Here is an 18,761-nt window from a genome sequence, read left to right on the forward strand (position 1 = left end):
ACTCTATCGGGCGTGAGCAAAGACCGTCCCGCCCCCGATGCCCCTGAGCCCTTGTCGCCTCTGATCGACGCCCATACGCACCTCGATGCGTGTGGTGCGCACGACGCGGCCACCGTTGCTGCGATAGTCGACAAAGCCGAGGCTGTCGGCGTCGGACGGGTGGTGACCGTGGCCGACGACCTTGATGCTGCGCAGTTTGCCGTCGACGCGGCGAACTGGGATTCTCGTGTGTACGCTGCCGTCGCGATCCATCCGACCAGGGCCAATGTGCTCGACAGTGAGACGAAGGCGGAGATCGAACGGTTGGCTTCGGATCCGCGCGTCGTCGCCGTGGGGGAGACGGGACTCGATCTTTACTGGCCCGGCAAGCTCGAGGGCTGCGCCACCATCGAGGAGCAGGTCGACGGCTTCCGCTGGCACATCGACCTCGCGAAGCGTCTGGGCAAGACGCTGATGATCCACAACCGCGAAGCAGACCAGGACTTGCTGCGGGTGCTGAATGAAGAAGGCGCTCCCGAGACCGTCGTGTTCCACTGCTTCTCATCGGATTCGGAGATGGCGCGGGCGTGCATCGACGCCGGCTACGTGTTGAGTTTCTCCGGCACGGTCAGTTTCAAGAATGCGAAGGCGTTGCGTGAGGCCGCGCTGTTGGTGCCGTCGGATCAGTTGATCGTCGAGACCGACGCACCGTTCCTGACGCCGCATCCGTTCCGCGGCGCGCCCAACGAGTCGTACTGCCTGCCCTACACAGTGCGCGCGTTGGCCGACATTCGCGGCGAGGACCCGCAGGTCTTGGCTGCGGCGTCGACTGCGACAGCGGAGCGCGTCTACAAGCTCTGAGGGCTATTCTGGGTGCACAGGTAGCTCCGCGCCCGGGACCGTCGTGTCCTGGTTCGTCGATTGCGCGGAGTCTTGAAGATGCACAACTTCACCGAGTCGACGCCGGTCGACTCTTCGGTCAAAATCATCATCGTCCACATAGAAACGTGGGAATTCGAGTGCTGTGCGCCGCTGCCGATCGTCGGCGAGCAATCGGCGTGGATGTTGAGTCCGGTTGCAGGCTCGACTTGGTATTCAGGTTCGCGGCACGGTTACGAAAACATCGACGTCACAGCGGGCACGGTTCTGTCGATTCGTCTCGAGCGTGGCGAATTCGTCGAACATGGGACCGGTAATTGGGGCCAGGTGCCGGGCAGTACGGACTACGTGCGGGTTGAAATGTGTCCCCGACACTTTCGTGACACGCGATCGCTGGTTGCCGGTCATCGCGGCTGGATGGAGATTGCGGTAGTCGTCGAACTGGCAATCACGACCACCCCCTGTGCGCCTTTTCGGTAGTGCTGACTACCAAAAAGGCGCACAGGGCCGAAGGCTCTAGAGGACCTTGCCCAGGAAGTCCTGGGTGCGCTTCTGCTGCGGATTACCGAACAGGTCTTCCGGCTTTCCTTCTTCGACGATGTAGCCCTCGGCCATGAAGATGACCCGATCGGACACCTCGCGGGCGAAGCCCATCTCGTGGGTGACGACGACCATCGTCATGCCCTGCTGCGCGAGGTCACGCAGGACCTGCAGAACCTCGCCCACCATTTCGGGGTCGAGGGCGCTGGTGGCCTCGTCGAACAGCATGATGTCCGGGCTCATTGCGAGTGCGCGGGCGATGGCGACACGCTGCTTCTGGCCACCGGACAAGCTGGCGGGCTTGGCGTCGGCCTTTTCTGCGAGACCGACCTGCGCAAGCAGTTTTACCGCAATCTCCCGAGCCTGTTCCTTGGTGGAACGGCCCGTTTGGACGGGTGCGAGCATCACGTTCTCGACGACGCTCATGTGCGGGAACAGGTTGAAGTGCTGGAACACCATGCCGATGTGTTGGCGCACCTTGTCGATGTCGACCTCTTTGTCGGTGAGGTCGAAATGGTCGACGCGAACCGTACCCGCAGTGATGTCTTCGAGGCGGTTGAGGCAGCGCAGGAAGGTGGATTTACCGGAACCCGAAGGCCCGATGACACACACCACTTCACCGTTCTTGATGTCGACGTCGAGGCCTTTGAGGACTTCGTTGTCGCCGAACGACTTCTTCAATCCCTTGACTTCGATTTTGATCTCGGTGTCGGGCTTGCTTGTGTTGACAGCTGTTTCGGTCACTTGTTGATCCTCTTTTCGAGGCGGTTCGAGAACTTGGTGAGCGCCATGATGATGATGAAGTACATGACGCCGATGATCAGCCACATGTTGAAGGACTGGAAGTTGCGCGCGATGATGATGCGCCCGGTCTGAGTGAGCTCGGCGAGCCCGATGACCGACAGGATCGACGTGTCCTTGAGGGTGATGACGAACTGGTTGATGTATGACGGGATCATCGTGCGAATTGCCTGCGGCATAATGACTTTCCGCATGGTCTTCATGTAGCTGATACCGAGGCTGCGAGATGCTTCCATCTGACCCTTGTCGACGGAAAGGACTCCGCCGCGGACGATTTCGGCCATGTAGGCGCCGGCATTCAGCGAGAGCGTGATGACACCGGCAGTGAAGGCTGACATCTGGAAGCCCAGTGCTGCCGGGATGCCGAAGTAGATGAAGAAAGCCTGCACCAATAGTGGTGTGCCACGGAATATATCGACGTACGTCGTGCCTATCCCGCGCACGAAGATGTTGGTTGATACCCGGCAGAGTCCGAAGATGCCGCCGAGGACCAAGGCGATGGCGATCGAGACCACAGATAGGACGATCGTCAGCCAAAGGCCTTTGAGCAGTTGGGGGTACGTGCTCTTGATCAATCCGATGATGGAGTTGTCGGTTTCTGTTGCACCCTGTCCGAGGAACTGCGAGAGGATGTCGTCGTACTGGCCACTGTCACGCAGGTTCTGCAGACCGGCGTTGAACATTGACAGCAGTTCCGCGTTCTGGCCCTTGTTGACGGCGAAGCCGTAGCTCGCGCCGTCTTCCTTCTCGGTCACGGTCTTGAGGCCGTTGCCCTGGGTGATGCCGTAGGCCAGCACGGGATAGTCATCGAAGACTGCGACGGAGTTTCCGGTCTTGACTTCGTCGTACATGCTGGAGGAGTCAGCGAAGTAGACCGTCGTGAATCCGTATTTGTCCTTGATGGATTCGGCGAAGGCGGCGCCTTCGGTGCCGTTCTTGACAGCGACGCGTTTGCCCTTCAAGTCCTCGTAGGACTTGACGTCGTTGTTCGATTCGAGCACAGCCATCTGCACGCCCGACGAGAAGTACGGGTCGGAGAAGTCGAAGACCTGTTTACGGGCCTCGGTGATCGACATGCCGGCGATGACACCGTCGGCTTGGCCGGACGTGACCGCTTGCAATGCCGCGTCGAATCCGAGCGGTTTGATCTCGACGTTGAAGCCCTGGTCCTTCGCGATGGCTCGCAGGAGTTCCATGTCGATGCCGGTGAGATTGCCGTTCGCGTCTTCGAATTCGAATGGAGCAAATGTCGTATCGGTTGCGATCGTGTACGTGCGTCCCGGCTGCGCGGCGGCAATGCCGGGAGCGAACAGCGCTGCGAGGAGCGCGAGCAGGACGGCCAGGATCGGCCACCTCGGGTTACGTAGTCTGTCGAATTTTTTTCGCACTCTCGCCCAGCTTTCGTCTGTCACGCCCGGGATCGCCGGACTACTTATGACCAGACGAGAACATACTGCGTGCCGGCCTGAATCGATACACGGGTAACTGTCCGAGATAGTTACGAATATGCGACACGCCGTTGTCAATCCGTGACAAAGGTCGCAGTTCGTTGCGTTTTGGTTGCCGATACGGTGCTAGGCCGTTACCGTATTGTGACCGAACGTCCGACTGCCTTGGGATTTATTGTGTCGCCTTTTGTCAAGATCAACTCCGCGAAGTCACCGCTTCTTTATTCCATGGTGGCCGCGCTGCTTCTGACGCTGATCGTCGGCGGCACGCTCGCGGTGGTCCAGCACAAGAACATCACCCTTGACGTCGACGGCGAGATGATCTCGCTGTCCACGATGTCGAGCAGTGTCGGTGGCGCTATGGACAAGGCCGGATACGCCGTCGACTCCAAGGACGCTCTCGCACCCAGCGCAGACGCTTCCCTTGCAGACGGTGACACCGTAGTTCTCCGTCGTGCACGTGAGTTGCAGTTGAACGTCGACGGAACGCCTCAGACGGTCTGGACGACAGCGCTGACAGTTGACGAAGCGTTGAAGCAGTTCGACGTGGCCGACGATTTTGCTGTTTCGGCGTCCCGCTCGCATCGTCTCCCGCTCGAACGAACCGAACTTGACGTCATCAGCCCCAAGGTCGTCAAAGTTGCCGACGGCGGCGCACCGGCCACCGAAATCAAGCTTGCAGCCGCAACCGTCGGAGAGCTTCTCGCCGCACGCAATGCGCCGCTCGAGCAAGCCGACACCGTCGTACCGGCCGTGGACACTCCGGTTACCGAGGGTTTGACCATCGAAATTACCCGCGACCGCACCGATACCCGGGTCGAGACTCAACCGATCGCGGCACCGGAGAACAAGATCGAAGATCCTTCGCTGGAGAAGGACAAGACTGTCGTCGAGAATCCGGGTGTTCCCGGTGAGCGCACCGCAACACTCGAGGTCAAGACCGTCAACGGCGTTGAAGCCGGCCGTACCGAAGTTGCTGCCACAGTGGTCAAGGAACCTGTTGCGGCAGTGATCAAGGTCGGCACCAAAGAACCTGCAGTACCGGCCATTTCCAATGCGTCGACGTGGGACGCGCTCGCACAGTGCGAGGCCACGGGCAACTGGGCGATCAACACCGGCAACGGTTTCTACGGTGGTTTGCAGTTCACCCAGAGCACGTGGCAAGCCTTCGGCGGTGGCGAGTATGCATCGCGCGCCGACCTCGCGACACGCGAACAGCAGATCGCGATCGGTGAGAAGGTTCGCGCCGGTCAGGGCTGGGGAGCTTGGCCCTCCTGCACAGGCAAATTGGGCCTTCGCTGATGTCGCCGCTGAGCAAGATCAACGCGACCCGATCGCCGTTGCTCTACTCGATGATCGCCGCGCTGCTCGTGACGCTGGTAGCCGGCGGACTACTGGCGTTGGTCAACCACAAGACGATCACCCTCGACGTCGACGGTGAACAGATCCAGCTCAGCACCATGGCAAGCAAAGTCGACGGCATCCTGGCCGATGCCGGCTACCCGATCGGTGACAAAGACGCAGTCGCACCGGCATCCGATGCGTCGCTGTCCGACGGCGACACAGTTGTTCTACGACGAGCTCGTGAAATCACGTTGACTGTCGACGGTCAGCCTCAGCAATTGTGGACAACAGCTCTCACGGTCGACGACGCCTTGAAGCAGTTGGATGTCGCTGCCGACGTTCATGTTTCAGCTTCACGCTCGCAGCGTCTGCCGCTCGACGGTGCGGCGCTGGACGTTCTGACGCCCGTCGTCGCAAAGCTGGTCGACGGAGCGCAGCCTGTTGCCGACGTCCGGATTGCCGCGCCCACCGTCGGTGAGTTCTTGACCGCCAACGGAACTCCGCTGGAACCGACCGACACGGTAGTTCCCGCGGTGGATGCGCCGTTGACCGAAGGCCTCGAAATCACGGTGACGCGCAATCGCACCGAGAGCAAGATGGAGACGTTGCCGCTCGATCCGCCGGATCAGCGCGTCGAGGATCCCACTATGAATCAGAGCCGCACGATTGTCGAAAATCCGGGCGTGCCCGGAGTTCGCGACGTTACTTTTGCCGTCAATCTGGTCAACGGTGTCGAAACCGGCCGCACTCCGGTTGCCGAGACGATCACCACACCGGCGCAGCCCAAGGTTGTCCGTGTCGGCACCAAGCCGGGCACTGAAGTTCCGCCGGTTCAAAACGGCAGCACCTGGGACGCTCTCGCGCAGTGCGAGGCCACCGGCAACTGGGCTATCAACACCGGCAACGGTTTTTACGGCGGCGTGCAGTTCGACCAGAACACCTGGGAGCGTCAGGGCGGCCTCAAGTACGCAGCCCGCGCAGACCTCGCCTCCCGTGAGGAGCAGATCGCGATTGCGACGCAAACCCAGCGCACCCAGGGCTGGGGCGCATGGCCGTCGTGCTCGGGCCGCCTCGGACTGGGTTAAGTTCTTACCTGTGTCAGACGTCGAATCGAACCAACCCATCGCCACCCCTCGCGGGCAGGCAGCGCTGCTCGGCCCGGCCGAGGTGCGCGCGCTCGCCGAGGAATTCGGTGTGCGCCCCACAAAGCAGTTGGGGCAGAACTTCGTTCACGACGCCAACACCGTGCGACGCATCGTCAATGTCGCCGGGGTCACCCGCGATGACGTCGTTCTCGAAGTCGGGCCGGGCCTCGGCTCGCTGACGATGGCTCTGATGGACGTCGTCGAGCAGGTCATTGCGGTCGAGATCGATCCGAATCTCGCAGCTCGTCTGCCCAAGACTGTTGCCGAGCGTGCGCCTGAACTGGCTGACCGGCTGACGGTCGTGGAGGCCGACGCGATGCGCGTGCTGCCTTCTCAGATTCCGGGGGAGCCGACGGCCCTGGTCGCAAACCTTCCGTACAACGTGGCCGTGCCGGTGTTGTTGCACCTCTTTGCTTCGCTCCCGAGCCTGCGCACTGCGCTGGTGATGGTGCAGGCTGAGGTCGCCGATCGTTTGGCGGCTGATCCGGGTAGCAAGATTTACGGTGTTCCCAGCGTCAAAGCCAACTTCTTCGGTGAGGTGCGCCGCGCGGGAGCCGTCGGGCGCAACGTGTTCTGGCCGGTGCCCAAGGTGGAATCCGGACTGGTGCGAGTCGACCGCTACGCCGAGCCGCCGTGGCCGATGGACGAGCAGCATCGCAAACGAGTATTTGCGGTAGTCGATGCCGCGTTCGCGCAGCGCCGAAAGACGTTGCGGGCAGCGCTGAGTGGTTGGGCAGGCTCGCCCGCTGAAGCTGAGCGTCGGCTCCTTGCCGCGGGTATCGAGCCGCAGTTGCGTGGCGAAATGCTCGACGCCGCAACATTTGTTCGACTGGCTGCAGTAGAGGCGTAGCGCCCTGTGCGCCGTTTTGGTAGTAACCACTACCAAAACGGCGCACAGGGGCGAAGCCCCTACTTGAACCGGCGCAGCCTCAGGCTGTTGCTGACGACGAACACACTGCTGAATGCCATTGCGGCACCGGCAAGCATCGGGTTCAGCAGGCCGGCAGCGGCCAGGGGGATTGCCGCCGCGTTGTAGGCAAAGGCCCAGAACAAGTTGCCCTTGATGGTCTTCAAGGTCTTACGTGAGAGCCGAATCGCGTCGGCTGCCGAGCGCAGGTCGCCGCGGACCAGCGTGATGTCGCTCGCTTCGATCGCGACGTCGGTACCCGTGCCCATAGCCAACCCGAGATCGGCTTGAGCCAGCGCGGCTGCGTCGTTGACGCCGTCGCCGACCATTGCAACGATGCGGCCCTCAGCTTGCAGTTTCTTGATTGCATCGACCTTGTCGGCGGGCATGACCTCGGCAAATACTGTGGTGATCCCGACCTGATCGGCCACGGTGCGGGCGACGGTCTTGTTGTCGCCGGTCAGCAGAACCGGTTCGAGGCCGAGTTCCTTGAGCTGGCGGATGGCCTCGGCGCTGGTGTCCTTGACGGCGTCGGCGATTACGAGAACACCGCGTGCCGCTCCGTCCCAGCCGACGGCGATGGCCGTGCGTCCGGCTTCTTCTGCAGCGGCCTTGGCGGCCCGCAGATTTTCGGGAAGCGTCATCGACCAGTCGGTGAGGAGTGCCTCTCGGCCGGCAACGACGGCGTATCCGTCGACGATGCCCTGCACTCCGAGACCTGCGATGTTTGCGAAATCTTCGACGGGGGGAAGCTCGCCCACCTTTTCGGCGGCGCCCTTGGCAATTGCGGCGGCAATGGGGTGTTCGGAGCGATGTTCGAGTGCTCCGGCCAACCGCAGAACTTCTTCGGGGGATGTCCCTTCTGCCACGACGGTGTCGAGCAGTGTCATCTGCCCGGTGGTGACGGTTCCGGTCTTGTCGAGGACGACGGTGTCCACTGCGCGAGTCGATTCCAGTACTTCCGGTCCCTTGATCAGGATGCCCATTTGAGCGCCCCGTCCGGTACCGACCAGCAATGCCGTGGGCGTTGCCAATCCGAGCGCGCAGGGGCAGGCGATGATCAGGACAGCGACTGCGGCGGTGAAGGCCATCTCGATGGGGCTTCCCGTACCGAGCCAATAGCCCAGGGTGGCAACGGCAATCGCGATGACGATCGGTACGAAGATCCCGGAAATCCGGTCGGCAAGGCGCTGAACTTCAGCCTTGCCGTTCTGGGCATCCTCGACCAGTGCGGCCATTTGTGCGAGCTGTGTGTCACTGCCGATGCGAGTGGCTTCGACGGTGAGTGTGCCGCCCACGTTGACGGTTGCTCCGACGACACTGTCGCCGACGCCGACTTCCTCGGGTACCGATTCGCCGGTCAGCATGCTCATGTCGACGGCGGATCGGCCCTCGGTGATGACACCGTCGGTGGCGATCTTCTCGCCGGGACGGACGATAAAGATATCGCCGGCCACGAGGTCTTCAGCGGGAATACGTACTTCGGTGCCGTCCCGCAGCACGGCGACGTCTTTTGCGCCGAGTTCCATGAGTGCGCGCAGTGCGGCGCCGGAGGTGCGCTTGGATTTGTGCTCGAAGTAGCGTCCGGCCAGTACGAAGGTGACGACGCCGGCAGCGACCTCGAGATAGATGTTGGCGCTACCGTCCATCCTGTCGACGGTGAAGCTGAACGCGTGCTTCATCCCGGCTTCGCCGGCAGTTCCGAAGAACAGTGCGTACAGAGACCACAGGAACGCCGAGATGGTGCCCAAGGAGATGAGTGTGTCCATCGTGGCGGCGCCGTGACGCAGGTTGACCCAGGCAGCCCGGTGGAAAGGCAGTGCCGCCCAGACGATGACCGGTGCGGCCAGCGTCAGGGAGAGCCACTGCCAGTTGGTGAACTGGATGGCGGGGATCATCGCCATGGCGATGACAGGCACGGACAGGACTGTCGAGACGATCAGCCGATTGCGCAGCTCGCGAAGGTCGCGGTCCTGAGTGGTTTCGGTGTCGTCGTCGACGGAGGCTGCTGATGTCCGCGGCTTGGGTAGCGCAGCGGAATAGCCGGCGTTTGCGACGGTGGCCAGCAACTCGTCAGTGGATACCGTGTCGGGGTAGGTGACCTTCGCCTTCTCGGTGGCGTAGTTGACTGTTGCCGTCACACCGTCGATCTTGTTGAGCTTCTTCTCGATTCGGGCCGCGCAGGAGGCGCAGGTCATTCCCGTGATCGCGAGCTCAACGCTGTCTACAGCGGTAGGCGTAGTCATCAGTGACCTCCGGTGTGATTCTCGGGTGCTACAGGTGTTTCTGCGGGTGTTCCTGCGGTGACCGTGAATTCGGCTGTGCGGACGACGCCCCCATGTTGGAAGTCGAGGAAGAAGCGGTAGGTGCCTTCGCTCGGTGCCTGCGCGTGGAAGGAGATGTCGGGACCGGCGGCTGTGACGCCGTCGCCCGGCTCGCCTTCGGGATGAACGTGCAGGTAAGCGAGGTCTCCGGTGCGCAGCGCCACGAGGTGGCCGTAGGCGCCGAGGTACGGGTCGAGATCGGTGACCGGGACGCCGTCCCTCGCGACGTTCAGCGTGATCGGGCCTCCGGTGGTGGTGAGATCACCGTCGAGGGTGACGGTGTAGCCGTCGACCGACGCGGTTGTGGATACCGGAGGTAGGGGAGCCGGTGTGAATTCGCCTGCCACGTCGATGTTTCGGCCAAGCGTCAGCTGGGTGCCGTCGGTGGGGTCGAAGTCCGCGAAGACTCGGTAGGTACCCGCGCTGGGCCAGGTCCAGTCGATGGACCAGGTGCCGTCGGCGGCGAGAACCGGGTGTACGTGGCGGAACTCGGTGGTGTCGCTGCGAACGACGATCAGGTGGAGTTTCTTCTCGTGCAGGGTATCGAAGTCGACTACCGGCTGGTTGTGGCTGTCTAGGATGCGAAAGCTCAGAGTTCCTGCCGCGCCCGACCTTTCGGGGGCAGTGACATCACTGAGTGTGTATCCGCCGGAGGAGACTTCGAGTCCGGCAGGTGTTGCGGCGTCTGCGCCGGGCATGGATTCGTGGGTGCTGTGCGAGGTGGTGGACATGTCTATCGGGCTTCCGATTACGGCCCCCACGCCGAGGGCGGCGCCGAATACGGCGACCAGCCCTACAGCGTAGGTGGCAAGTGTTGTGGAGGTGCGCACGGCTGACTCAGCTTGGTACGACGGAGTAGCCGGCTTCGTCGACTGCTGCGACGATATCGGCTGCGGGGACGGGTGCGTCACTGATGACGGTGACTCGTCCGCTCGCCAGGTCGACGTCCACTGCGGTTACGCCCGCAATGTTGCCGACTTCTTCCTTGACGGATCCGACGCAGTGTCCACAGGTCATCCCGGAAACGGTGTATTCGGCGGTGGTCATGGCGAGCCCCTTCGGTTGATTAACTCTATTGTACGGATACCCGGTGTGGGTATCGCTTCGAGATTTAAGGTACCCCCGGGGGGTATGCCTGTCAATGGGGCGGGTGGTGATCTGGGACTCAAACGAGACAAAGCTGCAGATCTGTGATCTACTTGTGTTGGTCGTAAGTGTTTGTGTTTGTGGTTCCACGCTCGCAAATGGTTAAGTTGCGGACGTTTGGACATCCTCCACGGATTTGTCTCAGAACGGTCGTAGTAAGTGGCCCGGGCGGTCGCAGTGACTGCCTGTAGACACTGTGTTAGAGGAGATTTACATGGCAGAGGGCATCGTGAAGTGGTTCAACTCCGAGAAGGGGTTCGGCTTCATCGCTCCCGAAGACGGCAGTGCTGACGTCTTCGTTCACTACTCCGAAATCCAGAGTGGCGGCTTCCGCACGCTCGAGGAGAATCAGCGCGTAGCGTTCGAGATCGGTCAGGGCAACAAGGGCCCGCAGGCCACCGGCGTTACCCTGATCTAAGACGCACATGACCTTCGGGTAAAACCGAAACATGACGTATATCAAGAAGGCCCCAACTCTTCGGAGTTGGGGCCTTCTTGTTTGGAGATTTTGCAGCATCTTCGAAAGATGTTCTCACGCTTCAAGATAGCGCTGCACGACCACTCGTTGTTCGTCCGCGATTGCGCGGCACTCGTCGCGCAACTCGGGTGGGCTCACGATCGTGAAGTCGACATCGAAGGCTCGTAGCCAGTGCGCGATCGAGCGCAGTGAAGTGCCGGAAAGTGCTACTACACAACGACCTTCGTCAGAAGACTCGACTGATCCCCACTGCTCGCCGACCATCGGTGCGACCTCTTCGATCGGGGCATGAAGCAAAACTGTTGCGCGCGTAGATGTGTACGCACGATTAACGCCGGCCGATACGTATTCCGCAGCTCCGCCTGCCGGTAGTTCTCGCGGTGCAAAGCGCGGGCCCGTCGGAATTTTGGGCTCCAGGCGGTCGACGCGGAACGAGCGCCAGTCGTCGCGGCTCAGATCCCAGGCAACCAGATACCATCGCAATCCCGAACGCACCAGTCGATAAGGTTCCACCTCGCGTCGGCTGGTGGCGCCGCCGTGCGCGGTGTAGTCGAATCTCAGACGCTCATGGTTGTGACAGACGGACGCGATCGCGGTCAGCACTCCGGCGTCCACGGCACTCGCTGCCGGAGGCGTGGAAACAACGTCGATCTGCAGGGATTCGAGTCGGTGACGCAACCGCGACGGCATGATCTGACGCAGTTTTGTCAGTGCGCGCATCGAGGCCTCGCCGATACCGACTACTGATCCGGTGGCACCGGACTGCAATGACAGCGCTACGGCTAGTACTTCCTCGTCGTCGAGTTGAAGCGGCGGCATCTCGGCACCGGCGCTGAGGCGGTAGCCGCCGCCCACTCCGACGCTGGCGTCGACGGGATACCCCAGGTCGCGGAGCCGATCGATGTCGCGGCGAACTGTGCGAGGGGTGATGGCGAGCCGATCCGCAAGCTCGGCACCGGACCAGTCCCGCCGGGTTTGAAGCAGGGACAGCAACCGCAGTAGGCGAGCCGACGTCTCTTTCATGAATCCCAGTTTTGCAGAGATTGAGGACCGTAATGGTCCGCAATTGATTTTACGCTGAACTCCCACCGGGCCAATCGAGAGAAAGCGGGGCCGACATCGTGAGTTACAGCGGGCCGATGATCGAGACGAAGGCGCTGACCAAGCACTTCGCGCAGGGAAAGAAGCTGGTCGAAGCGGTGAAAGGGGTCACCCTCGATGTTGCCGAGGGAGAGTTGGTGGCGTTACTTGGACCTAATGGGGCTGGTAAATCGACAACCCTACGGATGTTGACGACGCTGCTCGAGCCTACTTCCGGCACGGCAAAGGTTGCAGGTTTCGACGTGTCCGACGCTCGTAGCGAGGTGCGATCGAGGCTCGGCTACGTCGGGCAGGGAAACGGAGCCGGTCACAACCAGCGCGTTCGGGACGAGTTGGTGACGCAGGGGCTTTGCTACGGAATGACGAAGCCGAATTCGCAGGTCCGCGCCGACGAATTGCTCGGCGACCTCGAACTCGAGGAATTGGCGACTCGTAAGGTCAGCACCCTTTCGGGCGGGCAGCGGCGGCGGCTCGATATCGCCTTGGGCTTGGTGCATCGTCCACCGCTCCTTTTTCTCGACGAGCCGACGACGGGGATGGACCCGCAGAGTCGGGCAAATCTGTGGGAGCACATTCTGCGGTTGCGCCGCGAGATGGGCACGACGATTGTGCTGACGACGCACTATTTGGAAGAAGCGGATTCGATGGCCGAGCGAGTCATCGTGATCGATGAGGGAACGGTAATCGCGGACAATACGGCGTCTGCACTCAAGGCGGATTTGGCCGGAGATCATCTTGTCGTGACCTTCGAGACCGAGGAAGAAGCCAAGATTGCGGCGTCGGCAGCGCAGCAGCTCGTCACGGTTCGCGAGATCGAAGTTGAAGGATCACGTTTGAGTATCCGTGCAAGCCAGGGAGATTCGACTCTTCCTGTACTTTTGCGTGAATCCGAATCCCGCGGAGCTCAGGTACTGACCGCCGATATCACGCGTCCAACACTTGACGACGTGTTCCTTACCCTCACCGGCCGTAGCTTGCGCGAGAGCGCTGCAGCGGCTGCGTCCTGAATGTCGACGACAAAGGATATGACGATGACTATTGCTCTTGATGATCCAGCTGTAGTGCGCGGCAACATTGTTCGGGACAGTGCCATTGTAATGGGTCGCGAGTTGCGACCGATGCTGCGTGACCCTGTCAGTATCATTTTCAGCCTGATTCAACCGCTGATCTTGCTTGCCCTGTTCGGTCCGCTACTCAAGGGTGTTCCGGGAACCGGTGACGGCGTGTGGAATTGGTTCATCCCCGGTGTTCTGGTGATGATCGCGATCTTCGGAACGACTATGACCGGATCGAACCTGCTCCTGGAAATGCAACAGGGATCTCACGAACGCATGCTGGTGACGCCGCTGCGACGTTCGTCGTTGTTGATCGGTCGGGCGTGTAAGGAGATGGTTCCGCTTGCAGCACAGGCGATTCTCATCATTCTTGTTGCCCTGCCACTCGGCCTGGACGTGAATGCGGCCGGTGCAGCTGTCGGCATCGTTCTTCTCGGAGTATTCGGCGTCGGTCTCGGAGCCTTGTCTTACGCTTTGGCTTTGGCTGTGCGTGAGCAGGATTGGATGTTCTGGGTGGTGCAGCAGACGCTGATGTTCCCGCTTCTGATTCTGTCGGGAACCATGCTTCCGCTCGACGACGCGCCAGGTTGGATGAAGGTTCTCGTGAACATCAATCCACTGGGTTACGTCGTTGATGCGGAGCGCGCGCTGTTTGCCGGCGACTTTGCATCGGGAAGTGTGCTCGCCGGAGTGGTTGCTGCAGTCACTGTGGCAATTGTCGGAATTGGGGTTGGGGTGCGCGCAGTGAAGTAGAGAATTGCCGGTCAGTCGGTATGCGTTCGCAACGTGAATGGGTACTGACCTCTCGTTAACTGATTGTTCGCTCTACACTGTTGCGTGGATGAAATCAACGGTTGACGAAAGTGCTGTGCTTGGGATTACATCTAAGCCCTAAGTGATTGAGCGCTTAGGTAATTTCATTCATTCGCGGAGGAAACTTATGACCATGGCCTCGCAGAGCACCGCGCGAGCTGCAGAACTGATCAGCGCCCGCCTCGAGCGGTTACCGATGAGCAGATGGCATGTGAAGGCCCGCGTGATCGTCGGCGCGGTCACCTTCTTCGACGGATTCGACCAGTTGATGATTGCCTACTCGCTTCCGCAGCTCGCGCCGAAGTGGGACCTCAGCGCGACGGACATCGCTTGGGTCATTGCAATCGGCGGCATCGGAATGCTCATCGGCGCGCTCGCTGGCGGGTGGCTGGCCGACCGTGTCGGACGCCTCAACGTGATCGTCTATTCGCTCGCTTTGTACGCAGCGATGAGCCTGGGCATGGCACTGACGGACAGTCTGGAGTTATTCCTCGTTTTCCGATTCATCCAAGGAATCGGCCTCGGTGCCGAGGTGCCGGTGGCGGCGAGCTACATCGGTGAGATCACCAAGGCGCACGGCCGTGGACGATTCGTACTGATGTACGAGGTCATTTTCCCGATCGGCCTGGTTGCGTCGGCTGTCGTGTCTGCGTGGATGGTCCCCAACTTCGGCTACAAGTGGTTGTTCGCCCTCGGTGCGGTTCCCATCGTTCTCCTGCCCTTGTTGAAGCAACTTCCGGAATCCCCGCGATGGCTGGCATCACGAGGCCGAATGGACGACGCCGAGCGCGCGATGGCGCAGATCGAACACGATGTCAGCGTCAAGTACGGAAAGACGCTTCCTGAGCCGGAGCCGATTGTCGGTGCTGATCTGCAGCTCAAGCGCGCTCGATTCGTCGAACTGTTCCAGGGCATCTATCTTCGACGGACGCTGATGTTGGCGACGATCTGGCTGACCGCATACTTCGTCAACTACGGCATTGCGTCATGGCTACCGACGCTCTACCGCAAGTCCTTCAATGTCAGCGTGGACACGGCATTGCACTACAGCATCCTGACATCGGTGGCAGGTTTGATCGGCTGCGTCATGGTCGCTCTGCTGATCGACAACGTCGGGCGTCGAATCTGCATCTCAGTATCGATGGTTCTGTGCAGCACCATGCTGTTCATGCTCGCATCCACCGGCGCGGATACCGCTACCAAGGTTCTGTTCTGGTCCGCCGGCTCAGCTCTCTTCGTCTTCGCGGTCAATATGGCCCTGTACGTCTACACCGCTGAGCTGTACCCCACCAGGATGCGCGCTCTCGGTTGTGCTTTCGGTGGCGCCGCCGGCCGTCTCGGAATTGTTGTCGGACCCCTCGTCGTCGGGTTCATCATCGATCGCGGCAACTCGTTGAGCTTCCTGTTCACAATGTTCGGAATCGTGTCACTGGTCGGAGCTGTCGTCGTTGCGATCTTTGCAGTCGAGACCAAGCAGAAGACGCTCGAGGAGATCTCACAGTGAGCGGCGAATTCGAATCGGTTCCCAACGAAATCTTTCTTGGTGGAATCTGGAAGCGCGGCAGCGGTACAACAACATCGGTGATCGATCCGAGCGACGGTCGGGTCCTGCAAGAGATTGACAACGCAGTGGTCGCCGACGTTGACGAGGCCGTTCTACGCGGCAGCGCTGCCGCGTCGGACCCGCAGTGGCGAGACATGTTGCCTCACAACCGTGCGCGATACCTCCACAGAATTGCCGACTCGATCGAAAGCAATGCTGCGCGTTTGGCATTGCTGCAGAGTTTCAACACGGGAAAGTCGTTGGCCGAGACGGCGGGCTTGGTCGCCAGTGCGGCTGGGACCTTCCGATACTTTGCTGCCGTGCTGGAAACTGCGGACGCAGATCTGACGACACCGCGCGGCAACTACCTGACGATGAGTGTGTACGAACCGATCGGCGTGGTCGGCGCCATTGCGCCCTGGAACTCACCCATCGCCAGTGATGCGCAGAAGATTGCGCCGGCTCTCGCTGCCGGCAACGCCGTGATCCTCAAGCCGGCAGAGTGGACTCCGCTGGTTTCGCTGGCTCTGGCTCGCTTGATCGACGAGTCGGGTCTGCCGGCGGGCCTGTTCTCGGTGCTGCCGGGGAGGGGTTCGGTAGTGGGGGGCGCGATTGTGCGTCATCCCGCGGTGGGCAAGGTGACGTTTACCGGAGGTACGACGACGGGGCGCGCACTTGCGCACCTGGCAGCGGAGAAGTTGATGCCGATTTCTCTCGAACTCGGAGGCAAGTCGCCGACGATCGTCCTCGACGATGCGGATATTGAACTAGCTGTCAATGGTGTTGCCTACGGAGTCTTTTCGTCGACCGGACAGAGTTGCGTTGCTGGTTCGCGCTTGTTCGTGGACGCGTCGATCTACGACGTGTTTGTGGAGAAGTTGGTAGCCAAGACCCGTTCGTTGACGGTCGGCCCCGGGCGTACGCCCGGAACGCAGGTTGCATCGATGGTGCATCATCGCCACCGTGACTCGGTTGCGCAGTTCGTCGATCTGGCACGTGAGGAGGGCGGACAGGTCCTGTGCGGCGGCGGCATCCCGCAGGATCCGGCGTTAGCTGACGGCGCATACTATCTCCCGACCATTATTTCCGGATTGAGCAACGACGCGAAAGTTTGTCAAGAAGAGATCTTCGGACCGGTACTCGTTGTGCTGCCGTTTCGGGGCGAGGAAGACCTTGTCGCGCAGGCGAATGACTCGGTCTACGGGTTAGCATCGGGCATCTGGACTCGAGACTACAAGCGGGCGTGGTCGCTGGCTAGACGCTTGCAGGCGGGCACTGTGTGGATCAATACGTACAAGCAGTTCAGCATTTCTACGCCCTTCGGCGGGGTGAAGCAGAGCGGACTCGGGGTTGAGAAGGGTCGGGCCGGTATTGCGGCCTACTCGCGTCAAAAGAGCATCTACTGGGGTCTGGACGAGCAGCCCAATCCTTGGGCGGACTGAACCGGCCTGAAGAGGAATCATCTTCGAACCTCTTGCGCTCATTTATTTGAGCGCTAAGATACTGATATATCAAGCATAAGGAGTGGGCATGAATGAACCGATTGCACGACTGCGCGCGTTGCGGTCAGTCGAACTCCGTACGACTGCCTGCGTGGACTCCGTAAATTTCTATTCCGAGGTTTGGGGTCTTCAGGTCGTGGAAGCCGGGGCTGATCGTGCGTGGCTTCGGGGGACAGGGGACCAACATCACGCAGTGCAGTTGACTGCAGCTGAGCGAAACGGTTTGGGACGGATCACGTTTGCCGTCAGCACTCCGCGTGAGATCGACGAGGCAGCTCGGCGACTCGAAGCCCGCGGAATCGCCATCGTCGGCGGTCCGGGGCAGGTCGACGCAGTGGGCGGCGGATATGGACTGCAGTTCGTGGACCTTGAAGGCCGGGTCATCGAATTGCTGGCAGACACCTTCGCCGTCGCGAAGATCGCCACCAGCGACGCAGTTCCTGTCGGTGTCACCCACGTCGTACTCAACACGATCGATATCGACGCAGCCGTCGAATTCTACAGTGACGTACTGGGAATGCGGGTCTCCGATTGGTCCGAACACCAGATGGCGTTCTTGCGGTGCAACACCGATCACCACAGCATCGCGTTCAACCAGGCGCCGTGGACTTCGGTCAATCATGTGGCCTATGAGATGTCGACGGTCGACAATTTCATGCGCGGCATCGGGCGGTTGCGTCACCACGGTGTCCTGCCGCTGTGGGGTCCGGGCAAGCACGGGCCGGGAGACAACACGTTCTCTTACTTCGGCGACCCGGCAGGACTGGTGTGCGAGTACACCTCCGGAATCGCTCAGGTCGAAGAGGACCGCTGGTTGTGCAAGGTGTGGCGGCGCGTGCCGGAGCTATCCGACCTCTGGGGGACAGCCGGTCCGCCGTCGGCCGAAGTGCGCGAACGTATGGCCGGTATCGCGGATCCGGGTGCATTCGAACGCTTTCCGGCATCGAACGCGACGCTCTCATGAGTCCCGACATCCGGGTCAGCGTTATCGGACATGGCAGTATCGGACGGACAGTTGCAGATCGACTGTTTTCCGGCGCCATGCCGGGAGTTACGCTGGTATCCATCGTGGACAGTGCCCCGGTCACGAATGCACCGGTACCGCAGGTTGATCTGGACAAGGCAATCGAAATCAGTGACGTTCTGATCGAATGCGCCGGCCAGTCCGTCGTTTTCGACCATGCTGAGGCAATTCTCGGGGCGGGGCGCGGTCTGGTGATCTCGTCTGCCGGCGCATTGTCCGATCCGGCCTTCGTGGCTCGGTTGCAGGCTTGTCCAGGCCGAATGCTCTGCACCACAGGCGCAGTCGGTGGGCTTGATCTGCTGGGCGCAGCTTCCGATGCAGCACCGTTCGACTCGGTGGCGGTGCAGACGACCAAGCTGCCCGGATCGCTTGTGCAGTCTTGGATGTCGGAAGAACGAGCAGATGAGGTTCGGTCGACACAATCGGCTCTGACCGTCTTCGAAGGCGGCGCCGAGGAAGCGTCGCGGCTGTTTCCACGTTCACTGAACGTGGCAACCGCAGTGTCGTTTGCAGTGTCCGACCGTGATCTCGTTCAGGTGAAGCTGATAGCCGATCCGGCAGCGACGTTGACGAGGCACGAGGTGATCGCGCGGGGACCCGTCGGAAACTATCAATTCACACTCGAAAACCTTCCCAGCCCGGAGAACCCCAGGACCAGCGCGATTGTGCCCTTCGCTGTGCTACGTACCTTGGGAGTTCTCCTGGGGCGCACCGGATTGATCGGATAGCGGC

Annotated in this window: 18 protein-coding genes; 12 read left to right on the top strand and 6 right to left on the bottom strand. The window is 61.0% G+C overall.

The annotated features are described in order from the left end of the window. Positions 1 to 12: 12 nt before the first annotated feature. On the top strand, positions 13 to 840 hold the full coding sequence (locus tag MTX36_RS11360) for a TatD family hydrolase (RefSeq protein ID WP_243619854.1): 828 nt from the start codon (positions 13 to 15) through the stop codon (positions 838 to 840). A gap of 78 nt (positions 841 to 918) precedes the next feature. After that, complete coding sequence (locus tag MTX36_RS11365) at positions 919 to 1,338, top strand: DUF6578 domain-containing protein (RefSeq protein ID WP_243619855.1); 420 nt, start codon at positions 919 to 921, stop codon at positions 1,336 to 1,338. Positions 1,339 to 1,374: 36 nt separating this feature from the next. On the opposite strand, the gene MTX36_RS11370 is transcribed toward MTX36_RS11365, so the two are convergent. Further along, the gene (locus MTX36_RS11370; RefSeq protein ID WP_243619856.1) at positions 1,375 to 2,142 is read right to left on the bottom strand and encodes an amino acid ABC transporter ATP-binding protein; all 768 of its coding nucleotides are present in this window, start codon (positions 2,140 to 2,142) and stop codon (positions 1,375 to 1,377) included. Continuing rightward, entirely contained in the window at positions 2,139 to 3,587 is a 1,449-nt protein-coding gene (locus tag MTX36_RS11375) for an amino acid ABC transporter substrate-binding protein/permease (protein ID WP_243619997.1), read from the bottom strand. Before MTX36_RS11375 ends, MTX36_RS11370 begins: the two co-directional genes overlap by 4 nt. Positions 3,588 to 3,824: 237 nt before the next feature. Here MTX36_RS11375 and MTX36_RS11380 point away from each other — a divergent pair, with 237 nt between their 5' ends. Genes MTX36_RS11380 through rsmA form a run of 3 tightly spaced genes read left to right on the top strand, consistent with a single transcriptional unit; the run spans position 3,825 to position 6,986 of the window. Beyond that, complete coding sequence (locus MTX36_RS11380) at positions 3,825 to 4,949, top strand: resuscitation-promoting factor (protein WP_243619998.1); 1,125 nt, start codon at positions 3,825 to 3,827, stop codon at positions 4,947 to 4,949. Then, entirely contained in the window at positions 4,949 to 6,076 is a 1,128-nt protein-coding gene (locus MTX36_RS11385) for a resuscitation-promoting factor (RefSeq protein ID WP_243619857.1), read from the top strand. The genes MTX36_RS11380 and MTX36_RS11385 overlap by 1 nt, the downstream gene beginning before the upstream one ends. A gap of 10 nt (positions 6,077 to 6,086) precedes the next feature. Beyond that, complete coding sequence (gene rsmA, locus MTX36_RS11390) at positions 6,087 to 6,986, top strand: 16S rRNA (adenine(1518)-N(6)/adenine(1519)-N(6))-dimethyltransferase RsmA (protein WP_243619858.1); 900 nt, start codon at positions 6,087 to 6,089, stop codon at positions 6,984 to 6,986. A 59-nt stretch (positions 6,987 to 7,045) separates the two neighbouring features. Here the strand turns inward: rsmA and MTX36_RS11395 are convergent, their stop codons facing one another. Genes MTX36_RS11395 through MTX36_RS11405 form a run of 3 tightly spaced genes read right to left on the bottom strand, consistent with a single transcriptional unit; the run spans position 7,046 to position 10,414 of the window. Further along, the gene (locus MTX36_RS11395) at positions 7,046 to 9,289 is read right to left on the bottom strand and encodes a cation-translocating P-type ATPase (protein ID WP_243619859.1); all 2,244 of its coding nucleotides are present in this window, start codon (positions 9,287 to 9,289) and stop codon (positions 7,046 to 7,048) included. Next, entirely contained in the window at positions 9,289 to 10,197 is a 909-nt protein-coding gene (locus tag MTX36_RS11400) for a DUF748 domain-containing protein (RefSeq protein ID WP_243619860.1), read from the bottom strand. Before MTX36_RS11400 ends, MTX36_RS11395 begins: the two co-directional genes overlap by 1 nt. 7 nt (positions 10,198 to 10,204) lie before the next feature. Then, on the bottom strand, positions 10,205 to 10,414 hold the full coding sequence (locus tag MTX36_RS11405) for a heavy-metal-associated domain-containing protein (RefSeq protein ID WP_094274397.1): 210 nt from the start codon (positions 10,412 to 10,414) through the stop codon (positions 10,205 to 10,207). Positions 10,415 to 10,727: 313 nt separating this feature from the next. Between MTX36_RS11405 and MTX36_RS11410 the strand changes: the two genes are divergently transcribed. Then, positions 10,728 to 10,931, top strand: coding sequence for a cold-shock protein (locus tag MTX36_RS11410; protein WP_072689769.1), 204 nt, complete (start codon positions 10,728 to 10,730; stop codon positions 10,929 to 10,931). A 114-nt stretch (positions 10,932 to 11,045) separates the two neighbouring features. Here the strand turns inward: MTX36_RS11410 and MTX36_RS11415 are convergent, their stop codons facing one another. Further along, positions 11,046 to 12,014 carry a YafY family protein gene (locus tag MTX36_RS11415; RefSeq protein WP_243619861.1) on the bottom strand — a complete coding sequence of 323 codons (969 nt, stop codon included), beginning with the start codon at positions 12,012 to 12,014 and terminating at the stop codon, positions 11,046 to 11,048. A 116-nt stretch (positions 12,015 to 12,130) separates the two neighbouring features. Between MTX36_RS11415 and MTX36_RS11420 the strand changes: the two genes are divergently transcribed. The 6 genes from MTX36_RS11420 (at position 12,131) to MTX36_RS11445 (ending at position 18,757) form a co-directional block, all read left to right on the top strand. Next, positions 12,131 to 13,099 carry an ABC transporter ATP-binding protein gene (locus MTX36_RS11420; protein ID WP_243619862.1) on the top strand — a complete coding sequence of 323 codons (969 nt, stop codon included), beginning with the start codon at positions 12,131 to 12,133 and terminating at the stop codon, positions 13,097 to 13,099. A gap of 24 nt (positions 13,100 to 13,123) precedes the next feature. Further along, positions 13,124 to 13,900 carry an ABC transporter permease gene (locus tag MTX36_RS11425; RefSeq protein WP_243619863.1) on the top strand — a complete coding sequence of 259 codons (777 nt, stop codon included), beginning with the start codon at positions 13,124 to 13,126 and terminating at the stop codon, positions 13,898 to 13,900. Between the two features lie 193 nt (positions 13,901 to 14,093). Next, positions 14,094 to 15,464 (top strand): MFS transporter, encoded by a 1,371-nt coding sequence (locus MTX36_RS11430; RefSeq protein ID WP_243619864.1) that lies wholly within the window; start codon positions 14,094 to 14,096, stop codon positions 15,462 to 15,464. Between the two features lie 29 nt (positions 15,465 to 15,493). Beyond that, positions 15,494 to 16,945: an aldehyde dehydrogenase gene (locus tag MTX36_RS11435; protein WP_374230471.1), complete on the top strand. Its 1,452-nt coding sequence runs from the start codon at positions 15,494 to 15,496 to the stop codon at positions 16,943 to 16,945. A gap of 88 nt (positions 16,946 to 17,033) precedes the next feature. Beyond that, positions 17,034 to 17,969: a VOC family protein gene (locus tag MTX36_RS11440; RefSeq protein ID WP_243619866.1), complete on the top strand. Its 936-nt coding sequence runs from the start codon at positions 17,034 to 17,036 to the stop codon at positions 17,967 to 17,969. Then, on the top strand, positions 17,966 to 18,757 hold the full coding sequence (locus MTX36_RS11445) for an aspartate dehydrogenase domain-containing protein (protein WP_243619867.1): 792 nt from the start codon (positions 17,966 to 17,968) through the stop codon (positions 18,755 to 18,757). Before MTX36_RS11440 ends, MTX36_RS11445 begins: the two co-directional genes overlap by 4 nt. Positions 18,758 to 18,761: the final 4 nt, after the last annotated feature.

This window comes from Rhodococcus sp. ARC_M6 (genome assembly GCF_022810305.1).
In the GTDB taxonomy this organism is placed as follows: domain Bacteria; phylum Actinomycetota; class Actinomycetes; order Mycobacteriales; family Mycobacteriaceae; genus Rhodococcus_F.

Bases quoted from the DNA above. Each gene is read 5' to 3' on its own strand.
- MTX36_RS11365 (WP_243619855.1), top strand. From the start codon at position 919: ATGCACAACTTCACCGAGTCGACGCCGGTCGACTCTTCGGTCAAAATC.
- MTX36_RS11385 (WP_243619857.1), top strand. From the start codon at position 4,949: ATGTCGCCGCTGAGCAAGATCAACGCGACCCGATCGCCGTTGCTCTAC.
- MTX36_RS11395 (WP_243619859.1), bottom strand. From the start codon at position 9,289: ATGACTACGCCTACCGCTGTAGACAGCGTTGAGCTCGCGATCACGGGA.
- MTX36_RS11405 (WP_094274397.1), bottom strand. From the start codon at position 10,414: ATGACCACCGCCGAATACACCGTTTCCGGGATGACCTGTGGACACTGC.
- MTX36_RS11410 (WP_072689769.1), top strand. From the start codon at position 10,728: ATGGCAGAGGGCATCGTGAAGTGGTTCAACTCCGAGAAGGGGTTCGGC.
- MTX36_RS11415 (WP_243619861.1), bottom strand. From the start codon at position 12,014: ATGAAAGAGACGTCGGCTCGCCTACTGCGGTTGCTGTCCCTGCTTCAA.
- MTX36_RS11420 (WP_243619862.1), top strand. From the start codon at position 12,131: ATGATCGAGACGAAGGCGCTGACCAAGCACTTCGCGCAGGGAAAGAAG.
- MTX36_RS11425 (WP_243619863.1), top strand. From the start codon at position 13,124: ATGACTATTGCTCTTGATGATCCAGCTGTAGTGCGCGGCAACATTGTT.
- MTX36_RS11430 (WP_243619864.1), top strand. From the start codon at position 14,094: ATGGCCTCGCAGAGCACCGCGCGAGCTGCAGAACTGATCAGCGCCCGC.
- MTX36_RS11440 (WP_243619866.1), top strand. From the start codon at position 17,034: ATGAATGAACCGATTGCACGACTGCGCGCGTTGCGGTCAGTCGAACTC.
- MTX36_RS11445 (WP_243619867.1), top strand. From the start codon at position 17,966: ATGAGTCCCGACATCCGGGTCAGCGTTATCGGACATGGCAGTATCGGA.